Genomic DNA, 22,521 nt, shown 5'->3' with positions numbered 1-22,521 from the left:
CTGTGTGGGGGTGTTATTGTGCAGCGTGTCACAAATTGTGTGTTAATGAAAGATGGACAAGTGCTCTTAATGCAAAAACCGCGCCGGGGCTGGTGGGTGGCACCGGGTGGGAAAATGGAGCCTGGTGAATCTGTCCGAGATGCAGTTATTCGTGAGTATCGTGAAGAAACGGGACTTTATTTACGCAATCCAAATGTAAAAGGGATATTCACGTTTATTATTAAAGATGGCGATAAAGTGCTTTCTGAGTGGATGATGTTTACCTTTTTTGCTGAGCAGGCGGATGGCTTCGCGCTTTCAGAAACGAGAGAAGGAACGCTTCACTGGAAGCTGGTTGAAGAATTAAAGGAACTTCCAATGGCAGAAGGAGATCGTCATTTGCTGGAGTATATGGTACATGGAAATGGCCTGTTATATGGAGCATTTACATATACACCAGATTTTGAATTGATTTCATACCGTCTCGACCCAAGTTGATGAATAGAAAGGGGAATGACCATGGCAAAGGATGTACAGCTTGTCATTATTACAGGAATGTCAGGTGCAGGTAAAACGGTTGCTGTCCAAAGTTTTGAAGACCTCGGTTTTTATTGTATGGATAACTTGCCGCCGACGCTTCTCCAGCCTTTTTTAACATTGATAAAAGATTCCGGACAGCAGTTGAAAAAAGTGGCCATTGTAATGGATATGCGAGGTCGCGAATTTTTTGACCATTTATCAACGGCACTTGATGAAGCAGCAGAAACACTTAATACAGCGCCTAAAGTGCTATTTTTAGACGCCGAAGATGAAGTTCTTGTCAGTCGTTATAAGGAAACACGTCGAACACATCCACTTTCACGTGATGAACGCCCGCTTGACGGCATTCATCAAGAGCGTGAGCTGTTAAATGATCTGCGTGGCCGTGCACACATGATTTTGAATACATCAAAAATGAAACCAAAAGATTTACGTGAAACCATTATGCGTGAATTTTCCCCGGATAAAGAAGCGTCATTTACTGTAAATGTGATGTCATTTGGGTTTAAACACGGCTTGCCGATTGACGCGGATCTTGTTTTTGATGTAAGGTTTTTGCCTAATCCGCATTATATTGAGCACATGAGACCACGTACAGGGCTTGATACAGATGTAGCAGAATACGTAATGAAATGGACGGATACGCAAAAATTTCTTGAAAAAGTATCCGATCTACTTACGTTTATGATGCCGCATTATAAAATAGAAGGAAAGTCACAGCTCGTCATTGCGATCGGCTGCACGGGCGGTCAGCATCGTTCAGTTGCCCTTTCTGAATACTTGGCGAACTATTTTGCAAATGATTATACGACACGGGTTACCCATCGTGATATTGATAAGCGAAAGGCCGCAAAGTCATGATGAATGATCCGCAGCCAAAAGTGGTGATTATTGGCGGTGGAACTGGACTTTCTGTTTTACTCCGAGGACTGAAGCGTCATCCGATCGATTTGACAGCAATTGTCACAGTGGCGGATGATGGCGGCAGCTCTGGACGACTACGAAATGAGTTGAATATTCCGCCGCCAGGAGATATTCGTAATGTACTCGCCGCATTATCAGATGTGGAGCCGCTTGTCGAATCTCTTTTCCAGCATCGATTTTCAACGGAAAATGAACTATATGGTCATGCGCTTGGCAATTTAATGATTGCAGCTCTTTCATCTATTACCGGTGACTTTGGCCATGCGATTCAAGAAATGAGCCGCGTGTTAAATGTGAGAGGTAAAGTACTGCCAGCCGCGAATGAAAGTGTTATTCTTCATGCGGAAATGGAAGATCAATCGATTGTATCAGGAGAATCTAAAATACCTTATTCAGGGAAGAGGATACATCGTGTATTTTTAACACCAGAGGAAATTAAACCACTCCCAGAAACGATTCGCGCAATTCAGGAAGCCGATTTAATTATCCTTGGTCCAGGCAGTTTGTACACGAGTATATTGCCAAATTTATTAGTACCGGAAATCGGTGAAGAAGTATGTACCGTAAAGGCAAAAAAAGTGTATATTTGTAATTTAATGACCCAAGCAGGGGAAACGCTCGATTTTACAGCAGCCGATCATGTCAAAGCGATCTACGACCATATGAACTGTTCGTTTATTGATACGATTCTTGTCAATAAAGAACCGATTCCTGATCGTATTCAAGAAATTTATAAAGAGGAAATGGCCAAACCAGTCGTGTATGATGTGAATAAATTGAAATCAATGGGGCTTAATACCATCATTGATGATATTATCACGTATGACGACAGCATTATCCGACATGATACAGCCAAAGTAGCTGAAATATTAGTGCGTCTTATCCCGAAACAATAAGCGGACATCACGAGAGGAGTGGTGATGTTGTCTTTTGCATCAGAAACAAAAAAAGAACTGACCACCATTGAAACGAGCGGATGTTGTGCCAAGGCAGAATTGTCTGCGCTCATTCGTATGAATGGCTCGCTGTCTTTTTCTAATAGACAGCTTGTTGTCAACATACAAACGGAAAATGCGGCCATTGCCCGGCGTATTTACGTATTAATTAAACGGAACTATGAAGCAGTAGTAGAGTTACTCGTCCGTAAAAAAATGAGATTAAAGAAAAATAATGTCTATATTGTCCGACTAAAAGAAGCAGCAAAAGAAATACTCGATGATCTTGCCATTGTTGAAAAAGGTTTTTCAATTGTTCATCACATTTCTGATAAAATTATTAACAAAGATTGCTGTCGCCGTACCTATTTGCGTGGTGCCTTTTTAGCGGGTGGATCCGTGAATAATCCGGAAACATCTTCTTATCATTTGGAAGTGTTTTCACTTTATCATGAACATAACAAGGCACTGTGTGAATTGATGAATATCTTTCATTTAAATGCCAAACCGCTTGAACGAAAAAAAGGATTCATCACATATTTGAAAGAGGCAGAAAAGATATCTGACTTTTTTAGTGTTATTGGGGCACATAACGCATTAATGCGTTTTGAAGATGTGCGTATTATTCGAGATATGCGCAATTCAGTAAACCGTCTTGTAAACTGTGAAACAGCGAATTTGAATAAAACGATTGGTGCCGCTTTGCGCCAGGTCGAAAATATAAAATATATTGATGAAACGGTCGGACTTAGTATATTGCCAGATCGGCTTCGTGAAATTGCAGAGCTTCGCGTCCTCCATCAAGACGTGACGTTAAAAGAGCTCGGAGAAATGGTGTCGGGAACGGCAATTAGCAAATCAGGTATCAATCATCGTCTGCGCAAAATAGATGAAATTGCCAATAAAATTCGAGCTGGAGAGCTTACAACAGAGGGAAAATAAAAAAGGAGTGTATAAAATGGTTGAAAAAAAAGTAAGCGTCCAGTTAAAATCCGGACTGCAGGCAAGACCAGCTGCCTTATTTGTACAGGAAGCGAATCGATTCAGTGCCGAAATTTTTCTTGAAAAAGATGAAAAAAAAATTAACGCCAAAAGTATTATGGGCATTATGAGCCTTGCGCTAGGACGTGGTGCAACTGTTACGATCAGTGCAGAAGGACGAGAAGAAGAAATAGCTGTCGAAACATTAGCAGCTCTTGTTGAACGGGAAGAGTGGGTGTAAGAAAAGATTAAAATCTTTCTGAATAACGTGTAAGCTTCCTTAAACAGATGGACGGGATAAAAATAAACGAATGGACGCCACTATACACAAGGCGTCTTTTTTGTTTACTATTTGTAAAATAAAAGGACAAACATGTACGCATGCTTCGAAAGGTTTTGGTTACATTAAAAACTAGCTATAATAAAAAGGAGGAAAAGTCGATGGAAAAAGAGAGCACACATGATTTTGTGGAGAAATTAAATAATACAAAGAAAAAAGAAGAACGAAATAAAAAAAGACAAGGTAACGGTCATCCTGAGAAGAAATTACCGACTAAACAGCACTAACTAACTTTTTACAAATAGTAAACAGCAACCACCCTATACTAAAAGTGAGAAAGGGTGGTTGCTTTTGTTTAATTTTTACCCCGCATTAACGGGCAGTAAGACCCCCGCTTCAAGACGTCGAAAAGACAAGAAGGATAAGCAGGGGATCAACTGCCCGTAAAAGCCCGATTGGTTCGGGCCGGCTGAAGCCGGTCACTCAGGTATTGCCGCAGGACGCGGCGCTCTTTACCTGAGTTCCTTTTTATTCAGTGGGGGATAAGCGGAACGCAGACTAAGATCGTCACGTCCTGTGAACCTAACCCCCACTGAATGAAGTTTCACTTTATTGGTTTCGATATTTAGTTGAATTCGTTCGCTCTCGCTTTTTTTTCAGGTTATCGAGTTCAGCTAATTCACGAGCATACTCTTCATTTACTGTGTTTGATTTAACTTTTAAATTTTTTGATGTATAGGCTAAAGAACCCGTATTGTTATTGCCCATTCTACGATCGTTTCTTCCCATGATCAAGCCCCCATTTAAATAGTTCGTTTTTTTCATTGAAGAAGTCCTTTTTTACTTACGTGTCCGTTGCTCGTTGATTCGAAGCTCTCATGCGTTCTTGAGGATGTGTATTAATGGTGCCGTCTGCTCGCTTGGAAGCAAATTCTGGCTTAGCCCGGGCTTTCCCAGCTTCCCCTTTCATCGATGTAATCGAGAAGTTTTTTGCTTTATTCCTCATTAATTTCCCTCCAGACACGTAGTAGATACGCGGGGTTTCCGCGTATGAATAGTATGAGGAAAAGAAATAAAATTATCATGATACTTTTCATAAAAATCATGGGAAAAACACCGTGAATTAGTAGCACCCACTAAAAGTGAACACAAAAATACCATCGTGCCATAAAAGCACGATGGTATTTGTAAACATTGACGCCCTCGGCAGGAATCGAACCTGCATTTCAAGCTTCGGAGGCTTGCGTGCTATCCGTTGCACCACGAGGGCAATAACAGTACATTTCAAAATTATATAGGATGACGGCATGAAATGCAATGATTAATTGAAAAAACAATCACAAGTAGAAAAAAAAGTGTTGTTTAGCAGGAATTTCATAAAAGAAAGAAGAAAACGTACACAATAGCAAAGCATTATGTTTGACCTTCATTGACCTTGAATTGTATGATGGTTGTATAGCACAGCAATTAAAAGGAGGAACCATTTATGAATTTAATTCCTACAGTTATTGAACAAACGAACCGTGGTGAGCGTGCGTACGACATTTATTCCCGTCTGTTAAAAGACCGTATCATTATGCTGGGCAGTGGGATTGATGATAACGTGGCAAACTCGATTGTCGCGCAGCTTCTTTTCCTTGAAGCCGAAAACCCTGAAAAGGACATATCCATTTACATAAACAGCCCAGGCGGCAGTATTACAGCCGGTATGGCGATTTATGACACAATGCAATTCATTAAACCAGACGTACAGACAATCTGCATCGGTATGGCTGCATCAATGGGTGCATTCTTGCTTGCGGCGGGTACGAAAGGAAAACGTTATGCGCTTCCGAACAGTGAGGTCATGATCCATCAGCCGCTCGGCGGTGCACAAGGACAGGCGACGGAAATTGAAATTGCGGCGAAACGCATTTTGTTCCTTCGTGAAAAATTGAATGGTATTTTGTCAGAGCGTACAGGTCAACCGCTTGAGGTCATTTCGCGCGATACAGACCGAGATAACTTTATGACAGCAGAGCGTGCAAAAGAATATGGTCTCGTCGATCATATTGTAACACGCAGCGAAGCAGCATCTAAAAAAGATTAAGAAGAAAGGCCTGCATCCCAGCAGGTCTTTTTTTTTTTGCGTCTATCTGTATAATAGATAAGAAGGGGGGAGATACAGATGAATAGGCAGATGAAGCCTGGATTGTGGCAGCAGCAGTCAATCAAGCTTGCCATGACACAGGAATTGACACAGGCGATCGCGCTTCTCCAATATTCAACACAGGAACTGACTGAATTTTTGGAATCGAAAATAGTGGAAAACCCGTTTATTCAGCTTGAAGCACCTGATTTGAAAGCGCTTAATAATAAAGGACAGCAGCGTAGTTCAGCAAGTCAAGCAGAAGATAAAAATTGGATTGAACATATTCCGGATTCTTCTTATAAGATAACGGATCATTTAAACACTCAATTTCAACTGATCAATTTAACAAAATCTCAAAAACGAATTCTTAAGTTTTTACTTTATAATATAGATGAAAACGGATACATGAAAATTAATGATGCAGACGCTGCTAGTCTGCTTGCTGTAGATAAAAAAGAAGTCACTCATATGATGAACATGATTAAGCGGATGGAACCGGCGGGTATCGGTGCTCAGGATTTACGGGAGTGTTTATTGATGCAAATTGAAAGCCGTCTTGATGCACCCTTTCTTGCAGAAGTTATTATTCGTGATCATTTTATTGACTTTGCTAATAAAACGTGGAAACCACTTTCTAAAAAACTTGGTGTGGAAATGAAAGAAATTCAGCAGGCAGCCGATTTCATTAAAACATTGAATCCGAAGCCGGGTGCCTGTTTTCACTATGCCTCATCATCGTATGTTCGTCCAGATATAGCTGTCCTAGTGGCTGATGAAACGATTGAAGTTCATCTTCTAGATGATGATTTGCCGAAAGTCGTTTTTCAACGGGACTATTTTGATGAAATGGCTGTCCACTCTGACACAGATGTGAAAAAGTTTATAAAAGAAAAAGAAAAGGACTACCAATGGTTGTTAAAAAGTTTGAAGCAGCGTCAGCAGACGATACAGCGTGTCGGACTGAAGATTGTTGAAAAGCAGCGGGATTTTTTCTTTAAGGGGTCCGGTTCATTACAGCCGCTGACAATGAAAGAAGTGGCTGATGAACTAGATATTCATGAGTCAACGGTCAGCCGAACAGTGCGTGAAAAGTATATGCAGACGCCCTTTGGGACGTATGAATTGAAATATTTCTTTCCCTCTGGTTTGGGGGCTGCACAGTCAGATGGAGAAATAACATCATCTGATCAAGTAAAGACGCGTATTGAAGAGCTTGTATCAACTGAAGATAAAAGAAAACCAATGTCTGATCAAGCAATTTGTACTATACTAGAGAAAGAAGGAATGGCGGTTTCAAGACGGACGGTAGCCAAATACCGGGAACAGCTTCAAATCCCGTCATCAACGAAGAGGAAACGATATGATTGAGGTGAAAGTGCGTGGAAGTTTATTTTTATACGCGCCCAGGTTGTCATTTATGCGAAGACGCAAAAGTGGTCATGAATATGGTGAAAGATGAAATCGGTATCACGTTGTATGAGCGGGATATTAATGAGTGTGATAAGTGGACGGAGCAATATGGGTTAATGATTCCCGTCGTGGAATGCGGGGGGGAAATGATCCAATATGGGCACATTGACTATTTCACAATCTTTACAAAGTTAAAACGAAAGTTTAACAAATAAATAAAAAATAAAATGGTATCTTGCGTTGATTTTTGAATAATACCCTGCTACAATAATTTTGTAGGCAGGGAAAATTTTTTTTGAGTGAGTGGGACGCGTTTAGTTTTTAATGGGACGAAACGAAACCCGAAGCTCGAAAGCCGAAGAGGAGCGTCGAATATGAAACCCATCTTAAGTATTCAGCAGCAGCTCGTACCGGACCTGCTTGACGTAATGCAAAAACGCTATCGACTTTTGCAGGCTGTCAGGATTGCAGGAACGGCAGGGCGAAGAACATTAGCCCAGTCGCTTGACATGACTGAGCGTGTTGTGAGAAGCGAAGCGGAATTTTTAAAAGAACGTGGACTACTTGATTTTAGTGCTGCAGGCATGAGGATGACAGAAACAGGTATGGATGTTGTGAGAGAATTAGAAGATATGATGCTTGAATTAAAAGGCATTGATTCAATGGCAGAAAAACTAAGGAATCGCTACAACTTGTCGAATGTCGTTATTCTTCCAGGCAACTGCGATGAATCCGCCTTTGTGAAGAAAGCAATTGGTGATGCATGCGCAAGCCGCATAAAGAGCCATCTTAGTGAACAAACTATCATTGCTGTAACCGGCGGCTCGACGATGGCGGAAGTCGCACGAACAATGAAACCGGATTTCGCAGAAGGAAAGCAAGTATTATTTGTGCCGGCACGGGGCGGAATTGGCGACGATGTCCGCAATGAAGCAAATACCGTTGCTGCATTAATGGCCCAAAATACGAATGGTTCGCACCGAGTCTTGTACGCACCAGAGCGGATTAGCCCAGATGTGCGAGAGTCTCTTCTTCAAGAGCCGGCAATTAAAGAAGCGGTTAGTATGATTCAATCAGCGGACATCGTACTTCACGGTGTCGGTGATGCTCTTGCTATGGCTAAAAGGCGTAAAACACCAGATGCTGAATTAGCTATTTTAGAAGAGAAGGAAGCCGTTGCGGAAGCATTTGGCTACTATTTCAACAAAGATGGAGATGTCATTCAAAAATTGTCGACAATCGGGTTGAAGCTGGATGACTTGCAACGTGCAACAGTCGTCATTGCAGCAGCCGGTGGAGCTTCAAAGGGAAGTGCGATTCGTTCTTATTTAAACGGATCACCCAAACTGGACATACTCGTTACAGACGAAGCAGCAGCACGAGTGCTGTTGGAACAATCATAACTTACATGAACACTACCAACTGGCAATGAAAAATTGCTAATGGTTTGATAAACAAATTTTAGGAGGAACTCACTCATGACAGTAAAAATTGGTATTAATGGCTTTGGACGTATTGGACGTGTTGTTTTTCGCGCCGCTCTTAAAAATCCGGAAGTAGAAGTAGTAGCAATCAATGACCTTACAGATGCAAACATGCTTGCACATCTTTTAAAATACGATTCAGTACATGGAGCTCTTGATGCAGAAGTAACAGTTGACGGAGATACAATCATTGTAAATGGAGAACGTGTAAAAGTGACAGCTGAACGTGAACCTGCGAAAATACCTTGGGGTGCAGCTGGTGCTGATATCGTTGTAGAATCAACAGGTCGTTTCACAAAACGTGAAGATGCTGCGAAACATCTTGAAGGCGGAGCTAAAAAAGTCATTATCTCTGCTCCAGCATCTGGAGAAGATATTACCATTGTTATGGGTGTGAATGAAGATAAATATGATGCAGCAAACCACGATGTTCTTTCAAATGCATCTTGTACAACAAACGGCCTTGCTCCATTTGCAAAAGTATTAAATGACAAGTTCGGTATTGTACGCGGAATGATGACAACTGTTCACTCGTACACAAATGATCAACAAGTTCTAGATTTGCCACATGCTGACTACCGTCGTGCAAGAGGAGCAGCAGTAAACGTTATCCCGACGACAACGGGTGCAGCGAAAGCCGTTGCTCTTGTAATACCTGAATTGAAAGGTAAATTGAACGGTATGTCTATGCGTGTTCCAACACCAAACGTATCTGTTGTTGACCTTGTTGCTGAACTTAAAACAGACGTTACAGCTGAACAAGTGAATGAAGCACTTAAAACGGCATCTGAAGGCGACTTGAAAGGTATTTTAGCATATAATGAGCTTCCGCTAGTGTCTTCTGATTACAATGGCACGACTGCTTCTTCTACAATCGATGGTCTATCTACTATGGTTATAGAAGGCAACATGGTGAAAGTTGTTTCTTGGTACGATAATGAAAATGGCTACTCGAATCGTGTAGTAGATCTTGCGAAATACATCGCTTCAAAAGGTCTTTAATAAAGTGAAACTTCATTCAGTGGGGGGTTAGGTTCACAGGATGTGAATCATGCAGACGTTGTCACAGGACGTGACGTTCTTAGTCTGCCTTCTTCTTAGCCCCACAGAATAAAAAGGAACTCAGGTAAAGAGCGCCGCGTCCTGCGGCAATACGTGAGTGACCGGCTTCGGCCGGCCCGAACCAATCGGGCTTTTACGGGCAGTTGATCCCCCGCTTATCCTTCTTTTCTTTTCGACGTCTTGAAGGGGGGTTCTTACTGCCCGTTAATGCGGGATAAAAAGAAACGCTGTTTTTTTTCAGACTAATAGTTGGAAAATAACAGTTCGCCGTCTATAATGAAGAAGTGAAACGGGGAGAGGGGTACAATCCCTGCTCCCCGTTTTTATTTAAATACCCCTGCATACGCTTTAAATTACAACTGGAGGTCTTTTTAATGAACAAGAAAACGATTAAAGATCTGGATCTGAAAGGAAAGCGTGTCTTTTGCCGTGTTGATTTTAATGTGCCAATGAAAGACGGCGAGGTAACGGATGATACACGCATTCGAGCTGCCCTTCCAACGATTCAATATTTGTCAGAGAAGGGCGCAAAAGTGATTTTAGCAAGCCACCTTGGCCGTCCAAAAGGTGAAGTAAATGAAGACATGCGTCTTACAGCTGCAGGCAAACGTTTGGAAGAACTGCTCGGGCAACCGGTTACAAAAACAGACGAGGCCTATGGTGACAGCGTAAAAGAAGCTATTTCAAGCTTGAACGAGGGCGATGTCCTTCTTCTTGAAAATGTCCGCTTCTACAAAGGGGAAGAAAAGAACGACGATGAGCTTGCGAAGCAATTTGCAGAACTTGCGGATGTGTATGTCAATGACGCATTTGGTGCGGCTCACCGTGCGCATGCATCAACAGAAGGAATTGCAAAATATTTGCCATCTGCAACCGGGTTTTTAGTACAAAAAGAATTGGATGTCCTCGGTAAAGCGTTATCTAATCCGGAGCGCCCGTTCACAGCGATTATCGGCGGAGCGAAAGTAAAAGATAAGATCGGTGTCATCGATCATTTACTTGATAAAGTGGACAACCTGATTATTGGCGGCGGACTTGCGTATACATTCGTGAAAGCGCAAGGACATGAAGTGGGGAAATCGCTTCTTGAAGAAGATAAACTTGATCTTGCGAAACAGTTCATGAAAAAAGCCGAAGAAAAAGGCGTGAAATTTTTAATGCCTGTTGATGTTACAGTTGCTGATGATTTTGGTGAACATGCGAACACGAAAGTCGTTCCAATCAATGAAATTCCGGCGGACTGGGAAGCGCTTGATATCGGTCCGAAAACGATTGAGCTTTACAAAGAAACAATCGGGCAATCTAAACTTGTCATTTGGAATGGTCCAATGGGCGTATTTGAAATGGACAAGTTTGCAACAGGTACAAAAGGGGTGGCGCAGGCGCTGGCAGAAGCGGATGCTTACTCAATCATTGGGGGCGGCGACTCAGCAGCAGCTGTTGAAAAATTTGGTCTCGCGGACAGAATGAGTCATATTTCAACAGGCGGCGGTGCAAGCCTTGAGTTTATGGAAGGAAAAGCACTTCCAGGTGTAGAGGCAATTGACGAAAAATAATTCATAGATTTTAAGGGGGATTTTTTACATGCGTAAGCCTATTATTGCGGGAAACTGGAAAATGAATAAGACATTGGAAGAAGCACTTGAATTTGCAAATAGTGTGAAAGAAAAAGTACCAGCAGCAGCTTCTGTTGACAGTGTCATCGGTGCACCAGCACTTTTCTTGGGACAGCTTGTGGAAGCGGTTGAAGGAACAAATGTGAAAATCAGTGCGCAAAATGCACACTTTGAAGAAAGTGGTGCATTTACAGGTGAAACAAGTTTGAAAGCACTCGCAGATCTTGGTGTTTCTTATGTGATTATTGGGCACTCTGAACGTCGTGAAATGTTTAATGAAACAGACGAATCTGTAAACAAAAAAGCACGTGCGGCATTTAAACAAGGTTTAGTTCCAATCGTATGCTGTGGTGAAACGCTTGATCAGCGTGAAGCAGGCGAAACGAACGATTTCGTAGCCGGCCAAATTAAAGCGGCACTTGAAGGCTTAACAGAAGAGCAAGTAAGCAATACGGTCATTGCCTACGAACCAATTTGGGCAATTGGCACAGGTAAATCTTCTTCCGCACAGGATGCAAACGAAGTATGTGCACATATTCGGGAAACAGTCCGTGGTCTTTATTCAGAAAAATCAGCTGATTCGGTCCGCATCCAATACGGCGGCAGTGTAAAACCAGAAAACATCGCTGAATACATGGCAGAGTCGGATATTGACGGCGCACTTGTTGGCGGCGCAAGCTTGGATGCGGCTTCTTACTTAGCATTATTGGAGGCTGTTAGCAATGGCTAAAGGACCGGTCGCCCTCATTATTCTCGACGGGTTTGCCTGCCGGGAAGAAACGAGTGGAAATGCGGTCGCACAGGCGGAAAAACCAAATTTTGACCGTTACTGGAATCAATTTCCGCATGCGGAATTAACAGCAAGCGGTGAAGCAGTCGGTCTTCCAGAAGGTCAGATGGGCAATTCGGAAGTCGGCCATCTGAATATCGGTGCCGGCCGCGTTGTCTATCAAAGTTTAACACGCATTAACATTGCGATTCGTAATGGTGAGTTTTTTGATAACGAGCAGTTTATACAAGCAGCTGCATATGCAAAAGAACATGGTACAGCTCTTCACTTATTCGGTTTGTTATCAGATGGTGGTGTACATAGCCATATTGAACATTTAAAAGCATTGCTTGAATTTGCGAAGCGTCAAGACGTTGAAAAGGTATATGTTCATGCCTTTTTAGATGGACGTGACGTTGGACCGAAAACAGCAAAAGGGTACATTAAAGATGTACAAGCGAAAATGGACGAACTTGGTGTCGGCCAATTCGCAACGATTTCAGGCCGCTACTATGCGATGGATCGCGATAACCGCTGGGAGCGTGTTGAAAAAGTATATCGGGCTATTGCTTACAATGAAGCGCCAATGTTTGAAGATCCAATTGAAGCGGTGGATGCTTCTTATGCGGCCGGTATATACGATGAATTTTTTGAACCTGCTGTTATTAAAGGGGAGAGCGGAGAAACGATTGCGAAAGTGAAAGACAAGGATGCGATCATTTTCTTTAACTTCCGTCCAGACCGTGCGATACAGCTAGCCAATGTATTTACAAACGAAACGTTCCATGATTTTAACCGGGGCGATAAACAGCCGAAAGATTTATTTTTTGTATGCATGACACCGTACAGTGAATCTGTAAAAGGTGTAATTGCGTATAATAAAACAGATTTGTCGAATACCGTCGGTGAAGTACTTTCAAAACATAATCTTCGCCAACTTCGTATTGCGGAGACGGAAAAATATCCACATGTCACGTTCTTTATGAGTGGTGGACGTGAGGATGAATTTCCAGGTGAAACACGCATTTTAATCAATTCGCCGAAAGTGGCAACGTATGATTTGAAACCGGAAATGAGCGCATATGAAGTGACGGACGCGTTGCTTGCGGAAATTGAAGGGGACAAACAGGACGCGATCATTTTAAACTTTGCGAATCCGGATATGGTTGGTCATTCCGGGTTACTTGAACCGACAATTAAAGCAATTGAAACGGTTGATGAATGTTTAGGCCGGATCGTAGACTTAATCTTGTCAAAAGGCGGGACAGCAATTATTACAGCGGATCATGGAAATGCGGATGAAGTTATGACAATGGAAGGCAATCCAATGACAGCTCACACAACAAATCCGGTGCCAGTGATCGTCACGAAAGAAGGCGTCACTTTGCGAAGCGGTGGCATTTTAGGCGACTTAGCACCGACAATGCTTGATTTATTAAATATCAAACAACCGGCTGAAATGACCGGAAAAACGATTATTGAAAATTAAAGGAGAGAAAAAATAATGCCAGTAATTACAGACGTATATGCACGCGAAGTACTTGATTCACGTGGAAATCCAACAATCGAAGTAGAAGTATATACAGAGTCCGGTGCATTCGGACGCGCGCTCGTTCCATCAGGTGCATCAACAGGTGAATATGAAGCGGTTGAACTTCGTGATGGCGACAAAAGCCGTTATCTTGGAAAAGGCGTCGAGCAAGCTGTTAAAAACGTAAATGAAACGATCGCTCCTGAAATCGTGGGCAGCTTTGTCGTAACAGATCAAATTGGCATCGATAAAGCGATGATTGAACTTGACGGCACAGAAAACAAAGGGAAACTAGGCGCCAATGCTATTCTTGGTGTGTCTATGGCCGTTGCGCATGCAGCAGCAGACTATCATGGCGTATACCTTTATGAATACCTTGGCGGTGTAAACGGCAAGCAGCTTCCAGTTCCGATGATGAACATTGTGAATGGCGGAGAACATGCGGATAACAACGTGGACATTCAAGAATTCATGGTGATGCCTGTTGGTGCACCAACATTTAAAGAAGCCCTTCGTATGGGTGCAGAAATTTTCCACAACTTGAAAGCTGTTTTACAAGAAAAAGGCTTGAACACAGCAGTAGGTGATGAAGGTGGATTTGCACCAAACCTTGGATCAAATGAAGAAGCTCTTCAAACGATTATCGAAGCAATTGAAAGAGCAGGCTACAAACCAGGCGAAGAAGTGAAACTAGCTATGGATGCTGCTTCTTCTGAGTTCTACAATAAAGAAGACGGTAAATACCACCTTTCAGGTGAAGGCGTTGTGAAAACATCTGCTGAAATGGTTGACTGGTATGAAGAAATGGCGAATAAATATCCAATTATTTCAATTGAAGATGGTTTGGATGAAAACGACTGGGAAGGCCACAAATTGTTGACTGAGCGCCTTGGCGATCGCGTACAGCTTGTTGGGGATGACCTTTTCGTTACAAACACGAAAAAATTGTCTGAAGGTATTAAAAACGGCGTAGGTAACTCGATCCTCATTAAAGTAAACCAAATCGGTACATTGACTGAAACATTTGATGCGATCGAAATGGCGAAACGTGCAGGCTATACAGCCGTTATCTCTCACCGTTCTGGTGAAACAGAAGATGCAACGATTGCGGACATCGCTGTTGCAACGAATGCTGGGCAAATTAAAACAGGAGCTCCGTCACGTACGGATCGTGTGGCGAAATATAATCAGCTTCTTCGTATTGAAGACAACCTGGCTGACCTTGCCGAGTATCTTGGAAACGACACGTTCTATAATTTGAAAAAATAAAAGTAAATCAGGAAGTCCGGGCGGCCGCCCGGGCTTTTTGCTTAGACATTTTCACGAAGAAGCATGTGTGATATAATAGATCTATCTATACGTTCGTTAATGGAGGTAACTAAATACATGCATACGTTAATTTTAGTGCTGCTCGTCATCGTTTCAATCGCACTCATAGCTGTTGTTCTTTTACAGTCAGGAAAAAGCGGAGGATTATCTGGTGCGATTTCCGGTGGTGCGGAGCAGTTATTTGGTAAACAAAAAGTGCGCGGAATTGATCTTGTGTTTCATCGTCTCACCGTTGTATTGTCTGTGCTGTTTTTCGTTTTGACGATTGCGCTCTCTTATTTCGGTTTGTAATAAAACAGGCGATTCAGCTGAATCGCCTTTTTTTTTGTGGCCGACAGGATATGGGTTACAAAGGCGTTGCGGTGGGTTATCGCGTTCTTGGTTGGGCCAACAGGATGTGGGTCACAAAGGCGTTGCGACAGGACGTCGCGGAACCATTACTATAAATAAAAGAAAGGAAATCATGCACATGAAACTTGCCATACCAAAACCATTTACATTTCAATCAGGAAAACGGGCGGTTCTTTTGCTGCACGGATTTACGGGGAATTCTGCTGATGTGCGCATGATCGGGCGTTTTCTGGAGAAAAATGGATATACATCACACGCGCCACATTATAAAGGACACGCTGTACCGCCGGAAGAGTTAGTAAAAACAGGCCCTGAGGACTGGTGGATGGACGTCGTTGAGGGCTACAATCATCTATTGGACATTGGCTATGAAGAAATTGCTGTCTGCGGGCTGTCGCTTGGCGGTGTTTTTGCACTTAAACTCGGTTATACTAAACCTATAAAGGGTATTATTTCAATGTGTGCGCCAATGTCGATGGAAGATGAGACAACGATGTATAATGGGGTTGTGGAGTATGCGCGCGGGTTTAAGAAATTTGAAGGGAAATCAGCGGAAGTCATTGAAGAAGAAATAGAAGTGTTTAAACAAACACCAATGAACACGCTGAATGCTTTACGTGATTTAGTGCAAGATGTCCGGAGTCACATCGACCATATTTACGCACCAACGTTTATTGTGCAGGCACGCCTGGATAACATGATTGATACGAACAGTGCCAATATCATTTTTGACAGCGTGGAAACAGATGAAAAGCAAATAAAATGGTATGAAGAATCCGGTCACGTCATTACGCTTGATCAAGAAAAAGAGCAGCTACATAAAGATATTCTCAGCTTTCTTGAACGTCTTGACTGGACCGTGTAAACCGAAACGGAGGGTCTCCCAAATGGATCAGCACATACAAGAAAATGTCGACCGCTTGTTGACATACATGAAAGAAGAATCTTACAAGCCGCTCACCGTGCAGGAACTGGAAGAAGTACTCGGTATTGAAGGATCGGATGGCTTCCGCGACTTTGTCAAGTCACTTGTGTATATGGAGGAGCGTGGACTCGTTGTCAGAACACGTGCGAACCGGTATGGATTGCCGGAGAAAATGAATCTTGTGCGTGGGAAAATTTCCGGCCATGCGAAAGGTTTTGCTTTTTTGATACCTGATGAGCAAGGTGTTGATGACGTCTTTATTCCACCTCATGAAATAAATGGAGCGTTAAATGGTGACACCGCACTTGTTAGAGTGACGAAAGAAGATCAAAGTGGAACGCGGCGGGAAGGAACAGTGATCCGTATTTTAGAGCGAGGCCAGACAGACATTGTCGGGACGTTCATTGATAAAAAAAGCTTTGGTTTTGTAGAAACGGATGATAAAAAATTCAACGTTGATATTTTTATTCCGAAAGAGAAAACAGCGGGTGCGATTGATGGACATAAAGTCGTTGTTCATATTACACGATGGCCGGAAGGCAGACAATCGGCTGAAGGGGAAATTGTCGAAATTATCGGCCATAAAAACGATCCAGGTGTCGATATTATGTCGATTATTTATAAACATGGATTGCCTCAGGAATTTCCAGAGGATGTATTAGAACAGGCAAATAACGTGCCGGAACAAATCGATGAACAAGACATAAAAGGACGGCGTGATCTTCGGGATGAGGTCATCGTGACGATTGACGGCGCTGATGCGAAAGATCTCGATGATGCGGTCACTGTAACGAAACTTAACAATGGAAATTACAAGCTTGGTGTTCACATTGCCGACGTTAGTCATTACGTAACGGAAAATTCACCCATTGACCGTGAAGGGTATGAACGAGGAACAAGTGTGTACTTAGTTGATCGCGTAATTCCGATGATCCCGCATCGTCTTTCAAACGGGATCTGTTCCTTAAATCCGCAAGTGGACCGGTTGACGTTATCATGTGAAATGGAAATTAATGCAGCAGGTGAAGTCGTTAGCCATGAAATTTTCGATAGTGTGATCCGTACAGCAGAGCGGATGACATATTCGGATGTGAACGCCATTTTAGTGGACAAAGACGAAGAGTTGCGTACAAAATATGAGCCGCTCGTACCATTATTTGAACGGATGGAAGAGTTAGCAGCGATTTTACGAGAAAAACGGACAGAGCGCGGTGCTATTGACTTTGATTTTAAAGAAGCAAAAGTCATTGTGGATGAAGACGGACATCCACTGGACGTGATCATACGTGAACGTTCTGTCGGTGAAAAGCTGATTGAAGAATTTATGCTGGCAGCCAATGAAACAGTCGCTGAGCATTTTCACTGGATGGAACTTCCATTTATTTACCGCATTCATGAAGATCCGAAAGAAGATAAATTACAGCGCTTTTTTGAGTTTTTAACGAACTTCGGTTTGAATGTAAAAGGAACAGCGAATTCCGTTCATCCGCGTGCACTGCAAGCCATTATCGAAGGCGTACAAGGGACACCGGAAGAAACGGTTATTTCAACCGTTATGCTTCGTTCTATGCAACAGGCGAAATATAATCCAAACAGCCTCGGTCATTTTGGTCTGGCAACGGAATTTTACACACATTTTACCTCGCCTATACGTCGTTATCCGGATTTAATTGTTCATCGTCTCATCCGCACATATTTAATTAATGGAGACACCTCACGGCAAACGCAGGAAAAATGGGATGCAAGGCTGTCAGAAATTGCGGATCATACGTCTAGTATGGAACGCCGTGCAGTCGAAGCAGAGCGTGATACAGATGAGCTAAAAAAGGCGGAGTACATGCTTGATAAAATCGGCGAAGAATACGACGGTGTGATTAGTTCTGTCACGAATTTCGGGATGTTTGTGGCGCTTGATAATACAATTGAAGGACTCGTTCATGTATCCTTTATGACGGATGATTATTATCGTTACGATGAACGCCATTTTGCGATGATCGGCGAGCGGACTGGGAATGTGTTCCGTATAGGCGATGAAATTACAGTGCGTGTTCGGGATGTGAATAAAGAAGAACAATCCGTTGATTTTGAAATTGCCGGTATGAAAAAACAGCGTCAGCGTCCGAAGCGTGAAGATTCAGCCCGCACGAAAAAACCGCGGGGCCGTGGCAAAAAGGAACAGCCAGAACGAAAAGAAATGAAACTAGAAAAAAAACCGGCGCGTCCTGATATGAAAGGCAATGGCGGTGAATGGTCCACAAAGTCATCATTGAAAAAGAAGAAGAAACGTAAATTTTATGAAGGTGTGCCAAGGAAAAAGAAACAGAAGTAAAAAGTGAGGGGAACGAACCGATGCCAAAAGGAGAAGGTAAAGTGATTGCGCAAAATAAAAAAGCGCGCCACGACTATTTTATTGAAGAAACATATGAAGCAGGCATGGTGCTGTTAGGGACTGAAATTAAAGCAATCCGTGCGGGACGAGTGAATTTAAAAGATTCATTCGCCCGCATCCGGAACGGGGAATTATTTGTTCACAATATGCACGTCAGCCCGTATGAGCAAGGAAATATTCATAACCATGACCCAATTCGTACAAGAAAACTTCTGTTGCACCGGAAGCAGATTAATACGCTGATCGGTGAAACGAAGGAAGCAGGATACTCGATCGTACCACTTAAAATTTATTTGAAAGACGGCTATGCGAAAATGCTGATTGGCCTTGCAAAAGGGAAAAAGAAATACGACAAACGTGAGGACTTGAAACAGAAAGAAGCGAAGCGTGATATTGAGCGTGCATTCCGTGATCGTCAAAAAGGTTGATTAGCCATTAAATCTATGTTACAATGGGTCATGTCACAAAAAAGCAGAACAATCAGCTACAACTTTAATCCGGGGGACGTTACGGATTCGACAGGGGTAGTTCGAGCCTGGGCTGCGGGTCAGAGGGTCGGCTCTGTCAAAACGCACTTGCCTATAATAACTGGCAAACAACAAACACAACTACAAGCTGCCTAATTAAATTTAGGTTAGCCTGTGCTCCTCCCGCTGTTGTCCGTGCAGTCGGATCAGGGGCCCACTTTAAGCGGACTACGCTCGATTCCTCCGTCTGGGGATGACAGAAGAGACTAATCAGACTGGCTGATCCAAAGGCCTGCCGTTCGGCAAATGGATCAGCGAGACTCTAAATAGTACGGCTACACCCGTAGACGCTCAGGTGCCGTTATCTTTGGACGCGGGTTCGACTCCCGCCGTCTCCACCAAATACATACTAAATATGTCCTGGTGGATATTCTTATAAAATAAAGCATAACTTGTCTTATAAGGACAAGTTATGCTTTATTTTTTTATTCTTCATGTTGTAAAATCGTATCTTCTGCCTTGCCTGCAAGCTCCACATCTGAATGATAGGCAGCCCGGCAAATAAGATGCCCTGCGACGGGTGCGGTTAAGTATAAGAAGACAATACCGAGAACAAGCCGAACGCTTATATAATGTTCAGCGGACCAGAAAAAAATGAATACGCCTGTTAAAGTGAGCAGCACGGCAAGTGTTGAACTTTTCGTTCCAGCGTGCGAACGAGTATACACATCAGGCAAAATCACGATACCATAAGCGCTAATGACAGCGGCAAAGCTGCCAAACAATACCATCAAGGCGGCAATCAATTCAACGATTTCGTTTCCGGTCAATGATGACCCCCCTCTCAATATATTTTGAGAAGGCGACCGTGCTAATAAAAGCGAGAATCGCGATAATCAAAATCACTTCCAAATACGCTTTCGTCTTCAAAACGACACTTAATACGGCGACAATAGAAATAAGATTAACACCGATCACATCGAACGCGACAATACGATCCGGCAGCGTGGGTCCTTTTAAAACGCGGAAAAGTACAATTAGAACGGCAATGCTAAACAGAACGATTGCCGTCACGAATATAAGGTTAATCATGGACGAGACACCTCCAAAATCACTTTTTCATACATGCGAATTGATTTTAATAACATTAGTTTCGAATCTTTCACATCCATTGCATGGATCGTCAGCACATTTCCTTCAGGTGAAATGCGCAGGACGACAGAGCCAGGCGTTAAGATGATGAGAAGGGCAAGAGCCGTTACTTCCCAATCACTCTGAAGTTTTGTTTTATACAATAAGACCCCTGGTTCAAACGTTGTGCTTGGAAGTAAAATTTGTTTCATGATCAATAGGCTGGAAGCGAAAAGCTCATAGTTGAAAACGAAGAGCAATTTCACGATGGAAAAGACACGCTTCAAATAAAAAGGTGTTCCAAAAAATCGATGCATAATAAACAAGATGAAAATACCAATTAAAAAACCGGATAAAAGAGTGGGAACTCTGAGTGAATCCTCATCTTTTAAGAAGACCCATAAAACAGAAATTAACAAGTTTAAAAGAAATTGTTGGTACATCTAATTCCACCTCCATTGTGAACGAACCCATTAGTCATTGTTCAGCGCCCCTTCAATGTAAAGGTGCGGATTCGTTAACACGTTTGCTGCATCTGTCACATAAGGAGAAACGACACTCATCCCTAAACCGAGTCCGATTGTTAATACGGCTAAAATAAAACAGGATGCTAACATTCCTTTTGATAAGTAAATTTGGTTCTTTTTAAGAATGGATGTTTCGCCCCAGAACATATGTAAAAAGATGCGTAGTAGCGAATATAATACGAACAAGCTTGATAAAAAGGCTACGGCAACCATCACATATTCACCGGCAACAAGTGCTCCTTTTCCAATTAATAGCTTACCGGCAAAACCACTGAACGGAGGGATACCGCCTAAAGATAGAAGAGTAATAAGGAAAATCCAACCGAACAGCGGATAGTTGGTCATTAAACCGCTGACTTGATCAAATCTCGTTTTCCCGGTCAAATAAATCACTGTTCCAACCATGAGGAATAACAAACCTTTCACGAGAATATCATGTACGAGGTAATAGATAGAGCCTTGCATCGACTCTATATTATTGGAAGCCAGTCCAACTAAAATAAATCCAATGGCGATAATAACATTGTACGCCGCGATTTTACGCACATCTTTATACGCAATCGCTCCGATGCTGCCGCCGATCATCGTCATCATCGCCATCACGCCGATGATCGTATGTGTAATCGATGGCTCATGGTAAAACAATAAAGTGAAAGAGCGAAATAACGCATATACACCTACTTTTGTCAGCAATGCCGCAAAGAGGGCAGAGACAGCTGTAGGCAATGCCCCGTAAGAACCAGGAAGCCAGAAATAAAGCACTAATCCTGCTTTGAGGGAAAAGACGATCAAAAACAAAATGCTGATCGTCGTAAGCAGCGGCGGCTGTCCGGCTTCTGCAATCCGCTGGGATAAATGAGCCATATTCAACGTTCCGAGCGTACCGTATAAATAAGCAATTCCAAGTAAGAAAAACCAAGAAGATAAAATGTTAATTAAAATGTATTTAATTCCTTCTGTCAGCTGCTTTTTCTCGCCTCCAAGTGTCATTAATACATACGAAGCAAGAAGCATTACTTCAAAACAAACAAATAAATTGAATAAGTCTCCTGTTAAAAATGCCCCATTTACGCCTGCGATCAGCAATAATAAAAATGGGTATAAAAAGAACTTTTCTCTTTTTTCATCTTTTGCAAAAGCAGCATACAATAAGCAAAGAATGGTCACGAGTGAAGACGTTGTGACGAGCAGCATCGCGAAAGCATCTGCCACGAAGGTAATACCAAATGGCGGTGCCCATTCTCCGAAATCAAGACGTAAGATGCCTTCATCCATTACTTTTTCTAAAATCGAAAGACTGATTAGAAAGACGACGACCATTGTCAACACGCTGCCCCATCGTTGAACGTTCGGTTTTAAACGAAAGAAAAGCAATAAAACACCGGCAATGATCGGGAGGATCATAGGAAATGCTAAAATATTATTCATCGTTCGTCCCTCTCATTTCGTGCAAATTATCAGTTCCAATGCTTTGATACGTGCGATACATAAGAGCAAGGAAAAACGAAGTCACGGCAAAACTGATGACAATGGCTGTTAAGATGAGCGCTTGTGGCAACGCATCCACATAGGTTTCAACTTTATCTCCTAAAATAGGCACGCCTCCTTTTTTTAACCCGCCCATCGTTATGAGCAGCAGGTGGATGGCATGAGAAAGAATCGCGCTGCCTAATACGACCCGAATCACATTTTTTGAGAGCAGCAAGTAAGTGGCAACAGATACAAGTAAACCGACTAAAAGAGTGATGACCGTTTCCATC

Annotated in this window: 26 protein-coding genes, 1 tRNA gene and 1 other RNA gene; 20 read left to right on the top strand and 8 right to left on the bottom strand. The window is 42.6% G+C overall.

The window, feature by feature from the left end; translation table 11 throughout:
- Positions 1-18: 18 nt before the first annotated feature.
- From BLL40_RS10255 to BLL40_RS10230, 6 genes are all read left to right on the top strand, one after another.
- The gene (locus BLL40_RS10255; RefSeq protein ID WP_073711813.1) at positions 19-477 is read left to right on the top strand and encodes an NUDIX hydrolase; all 459 of its coding nucleotides are present in this window, start codon (positions 19-21) and stop codon (positions 475-477) included.
- Between the two features lie 21 nt (positions 478-498).
- Positions 499-1,380, top strand: coding sequence for an RNase adapter RapZ (gene rapZ / locus BLL40_RS10250; protein ID WP_083566485.1), 882 nt, complete (start codon positions 499-501; stop codon positions 1,378-1,380).
- Positions 1,377-2,339, top strand: coding sequence for a gluconeogenesis factor YvcK family protein (locus BLL40_RS10245; RefSeq protein WP_173799921.1), 963 nt, complete (start codon positions 1,377-1,379; stop codon positions 2,337-2,339). The genes rapZ and BLL40_RS10245 overlap by 4 nt, the downstream gene beginning before the upstream one ends.
- A 27-nt stretch (positions 2,340-2,366) precedes the next feature.
- Positions 2,367-3,320, top strand: coding sequence for a DNA-binding protein WhiA (gene whiA, locus BLL40_RS10240; protein ID WP_073711811.1), 954 nt, complete (start codon positions 2,367-2,369; stop codon positions 3,318-3,320).
- A gap of 16 nt (positions 3,321-3,336) precedes the next feature.
- Positions 3,337-3,600 (top strand): HPr family phosphocarrier protein, encoded by a 264-nt coding sequence (locus BLL40_RS10235; protein ID WP_073711810.1) that lies wholly within the window; start codon positions 3,337-3,339, stop codon positions 3,598-3,600.
- Between the two features lie 200 nt (positions 3,601-3,800).
- A complete protein-coding gene (locus BLL40_RS10230) occupies positions 3,801-3,926 on the top strand; it encodes a DUF4023 family protein (RefSeq protein WP_073711809.1) in 126 nt (41 codons plus the stop codon).
- A gap of 322 nt (positions 3,927-4,248) precedes the next feature.
- Here the strand turns inward: BLL40_RS10230 and BLL40_RS10225 are convergent, their stop codons facing one another.
- The 3 genes from BLL40_RS10225 to BLL40_RS10215 form a co-directional block, all read right to left on the bottom strand.
- Entirely contained in the window at positions 4,249-4,464 is a 216-nt protein-coding gene (locus BLL40_RS10225) for a nucleotide exchange factor GrpE (protein ID WP_143180115.1), read from the bottom strand.
- Positions 4,465-4,483: 19 nt separating this feature from the next.
- Positions 4,484-4,645, bottom strand: a complete 162-nt coding sequence (gene sspK / locus BLL40_RS10220) for a small, acid-soluble spore protein K (RefSeq protein ID WP_073711807.1) — start codon at positions 4,643-4,645, stop codon at positions 4,484-4,486.
- A 192-nt stretch (positions 4,646-4,837) separates the two neighbouring features.
- A tRNA-Arg gene (locus BLL40_RS10215) sits at positions 4,838-4,909 on the bottom strand.
- A gap of 216 nt (positions 4,910-5,125) precedes the next feature.
- On the opposite strand from BLL40_RS10215, the gene clpP reads away from it, so the two are divergent.
- From clpP to ssrA, 14 genes are all read left to right on the top strand, one after another.
- On the top strand, positions 5,126-5,728 hold the full coding sequence (clpP, locus tag BLL40_RS10210) for an ATP-dependent Clp endopeptidase proteolytic subunit ClpP (RefSeq protein WP_018394526.1): 603 nt from the start codon (positions 5,126-5,128) through the stop codon (positions 5,726-5,728).
- 78 nt (positions 5,729-5,806) lie between these two features.
- On the top strand, positions 5,807-7,138 hold the full coding sequence (gene rpoN, locus BLL40_RS10205; RefSeq protein ID WP_245797932.1) for an RNA polymerase factor sigma-54: 1,332 nt from the start codon (positions 5,807-5,809) through the stop codon (positions 7,136-7,138).
- A gap of 11 nt (positions 7,139-7,149) precedes the next feature.
- Positions 7,150-7,395 (top strand): glutaredoxin family protein, encoded by a 246-nt coding sequence (locus BLL40_RS10200; protein WP_073711806.1) that lies wholly within the window; start codon positions 7,150-7,152, stop codon positions 7,393-7,395.
- 159 nt (positions 7,396-7,554) lie between these two features.
- Positions 7,555-8,583 carry a sugar-binding transcriptional regulator gene (locus tag BLL40_RS10195; RefSeq protein ID WP_073711805.1) on the top strand — a complete coding sequence of 343 codons (1,029 nt, stop codon included), beginning with the start codon at positions 7,555-7,557 and terminating at the stop codon, positions 8,581-8,583.
- 75 nt (positions 8,584-8,658) lie between these two features.
- Entirely contained in the window at positions 8,659-9,666 is a 1,008-nt protein-coding gene (gap, locus tag BLL40_RS10190) for a type I glyceraldehyde-3-phosphate dehydrogenase (RefSeq protein ID WP_073711804.1), read from the top strand.
- 434 nt (positions 9,667-10,100) lie between these two features.
- The gene (locus BLL40_RS10185; protein WP_073711803.1) at positions 10,101-11,282 is read left to right on the top strand and encodes a phosphoglycerate kinase; all 1,182 of its coding nucleotides are present in this window, start codon (positions 10,101-10,103) and stop codon (positions 11,280-11,282) included.
- Positions 11,283-11,310: 28 nt separating this feature from the next.
- Positions 11,311-12,072 (top strand): triose-phosphate isomerase, encoded by a 762-nt coding sequence (tpiA, locus tag BLL40_RS10180; protein ID WP_073711802.1) that lies wholly within the window; start codon positions 11,311-11,313, stop codon positions 12,070-12,072.
- A complete protein-coding gene (gpmI, locus tag BLL40_RS10175; protein WP_073711801.1) occupies positions 12,065-13,600 on the top strand; it encodes a 2,3-bisphosphoglycerate-independent phosphoglycerate mutase in 1,536 nt (511 codons plus the stop codon). The genes tpiA and gpmI overlap by 8 nt, the downstream gene beginning before the upstream one ends.
- A gap of 15 nt (positions 13,601-13,615) precedes the next feature.
- The gene (eno, locus tag BLL40_RS10170) at positions 13,616-14,911 is read left to right on the top strand and encodes a phosphopyruvate hydratase (protein WP_073711800.1); all 1,296 of its coding nucleotides are present in this window, start codon (positions 13,616-13,618) and stop codon (positions 14,909-14,911) included.
- A gap of 117 nt (positions 14,912-15,028) precedes the next feature.
- On the top strand, positions 15,029-15,262 hold the full coding sequence (gene secG, locus BLL40_RS10165; protein WP_018394517.1) for a preprotein translocase subunit SecG: 234 nt from the start codon (positions 15,029-15,031) through the stop codon (positions 15,260-15,262).
- Positions 15,263-15,440: 178 nt separating this feature from the next.
- A complete protein-coding gene (locus tag BLL40_RS10160) occupies positions 15,441-16,187 on the top strand; it encodes an alpha/beta hydrolase (protein WP_073711971.1) in 747 nt (248 codons plus the stop codon).
- A gap of 22 nt (positions 16,188-16,209) precedes the next feature.
- On the top strand, positions 16,210-18,576 hold the full coding sequence (gene rnr / locus BLL40_RS10155; RefSeq protein WP_073711799.1) for a ribonuclease R: 2,367 nt from the start codon (positions 16,210-16,212) through the stop codon (positions 18,574-18,576).
- A 20-nt stretch (positions 18,577-18,596) separates the two neighbouring features.
- Positions 18,597-19,064: an SsrA-binding protein SmpB gene (smpB, locus tag BLL40_RS10150; RefSeq protein ID WP_073711798.1), complete on the top strand. Its 468-nt coding sequence runs from the start codon at positions 18,597-18,599 to the stop codon at positions 19,062-19,064.
- Positions 19,065-19,136: 72 nt separating this feature from the next.
- Positions 19,137-19,504: a transfer-messenger RNA gene (gene ssrA / locus BLL40_RS10145) on the top strand.
- A gap of 84 nt (positions 19,505-19,588) precedes the next feature.
- Here ssrA and BLL40_RS10140 read toward each other — a convergent pair.
- The 5 genes from BLL40_RS10140 to BLL40_RS10120 are packed head-to-tail and all read right to left on the bottom strand — an operon-like array spanning position 19,589 to position 22,520.
- A complete protein-coding gene (locus tag BLL40_RS10140; protein WP_073711797.1) occupies positions 19,589-19,933 on the bottom strand; it encodes a Na+/H+ antiporter subunit G in 345 nt (114 codons plus the stop codon).
- The gene (locus BLL40_RS10135) at positions 19,911-20,195 is read right to left on the bottom strand and encodes a Na(+)/H(+) antiporter subunit F1 (RefSeq protein ID WP_073711796.1); all 285 of its coding nucleotides are present in this window, start codon (positions 20,193-20,195) and stop codon (positions 19,911-19,913) included. Before BLL40_RS10135 ends, BLL40_RS10140 begins: the two co-directional genes overlap by 23 nt.
- A complete protein-coding gene (locus tag BLL40_RS10130) occupies positions 20,192-20,677 on the bottom strand; it encodes a Na+/H+ antiporter subunit E (RefSeq protein ID WP_073711795.1) in 486 nt (161 codons plus the stop codon). The genes BLL40_RS10135 and BLL40_RS10130 overlap by 4 nt, the downstream gene beginning before the upstream one ends.
- Before the next feature lie 30 nt (positions 20,678-20,707).
- On the bottom strand, positions 20,708-22,189 hold the full coding sequence (locus BLL40_RS10125; RefSeq protein WP_073711794.1) for a Na+/H+ antiporter subunit D: 1,482 nt from the start codon (positions 22,187-22,189) through the stop codon (positions 20,708-20,710).
- Complete coding sequence (locus tag BLL40_RS10120; RefSeq protein ID WP_073711793.1) at positions 22,182-22,520, bottom strand: Na(+)/H(+) antiporter subunit C; 339 nt, start codon at positions 22,518-22,520, stop codon at positions 22,182-22,184. The genes BLL40_RS10125 and BLL40_RS10120 overlap by 8 nt, the downstream gene beginning before the upstream one ends.
- Position 22,521 lies beyond the last annotated feature (1 nt).

The organism is Domibacillus mangrovi (assembly GCF_001906925.1).
GTDB lineage: Bacteria > Bacillota > Bacilli > Bacillales > Domibacillaceae > Domibacillus > Domibacillus mangrovi.
Note: the sequence above shows the minus strand (reverse complement) of the source record. Positions and strands in the feature narration are given on the sequence as shown.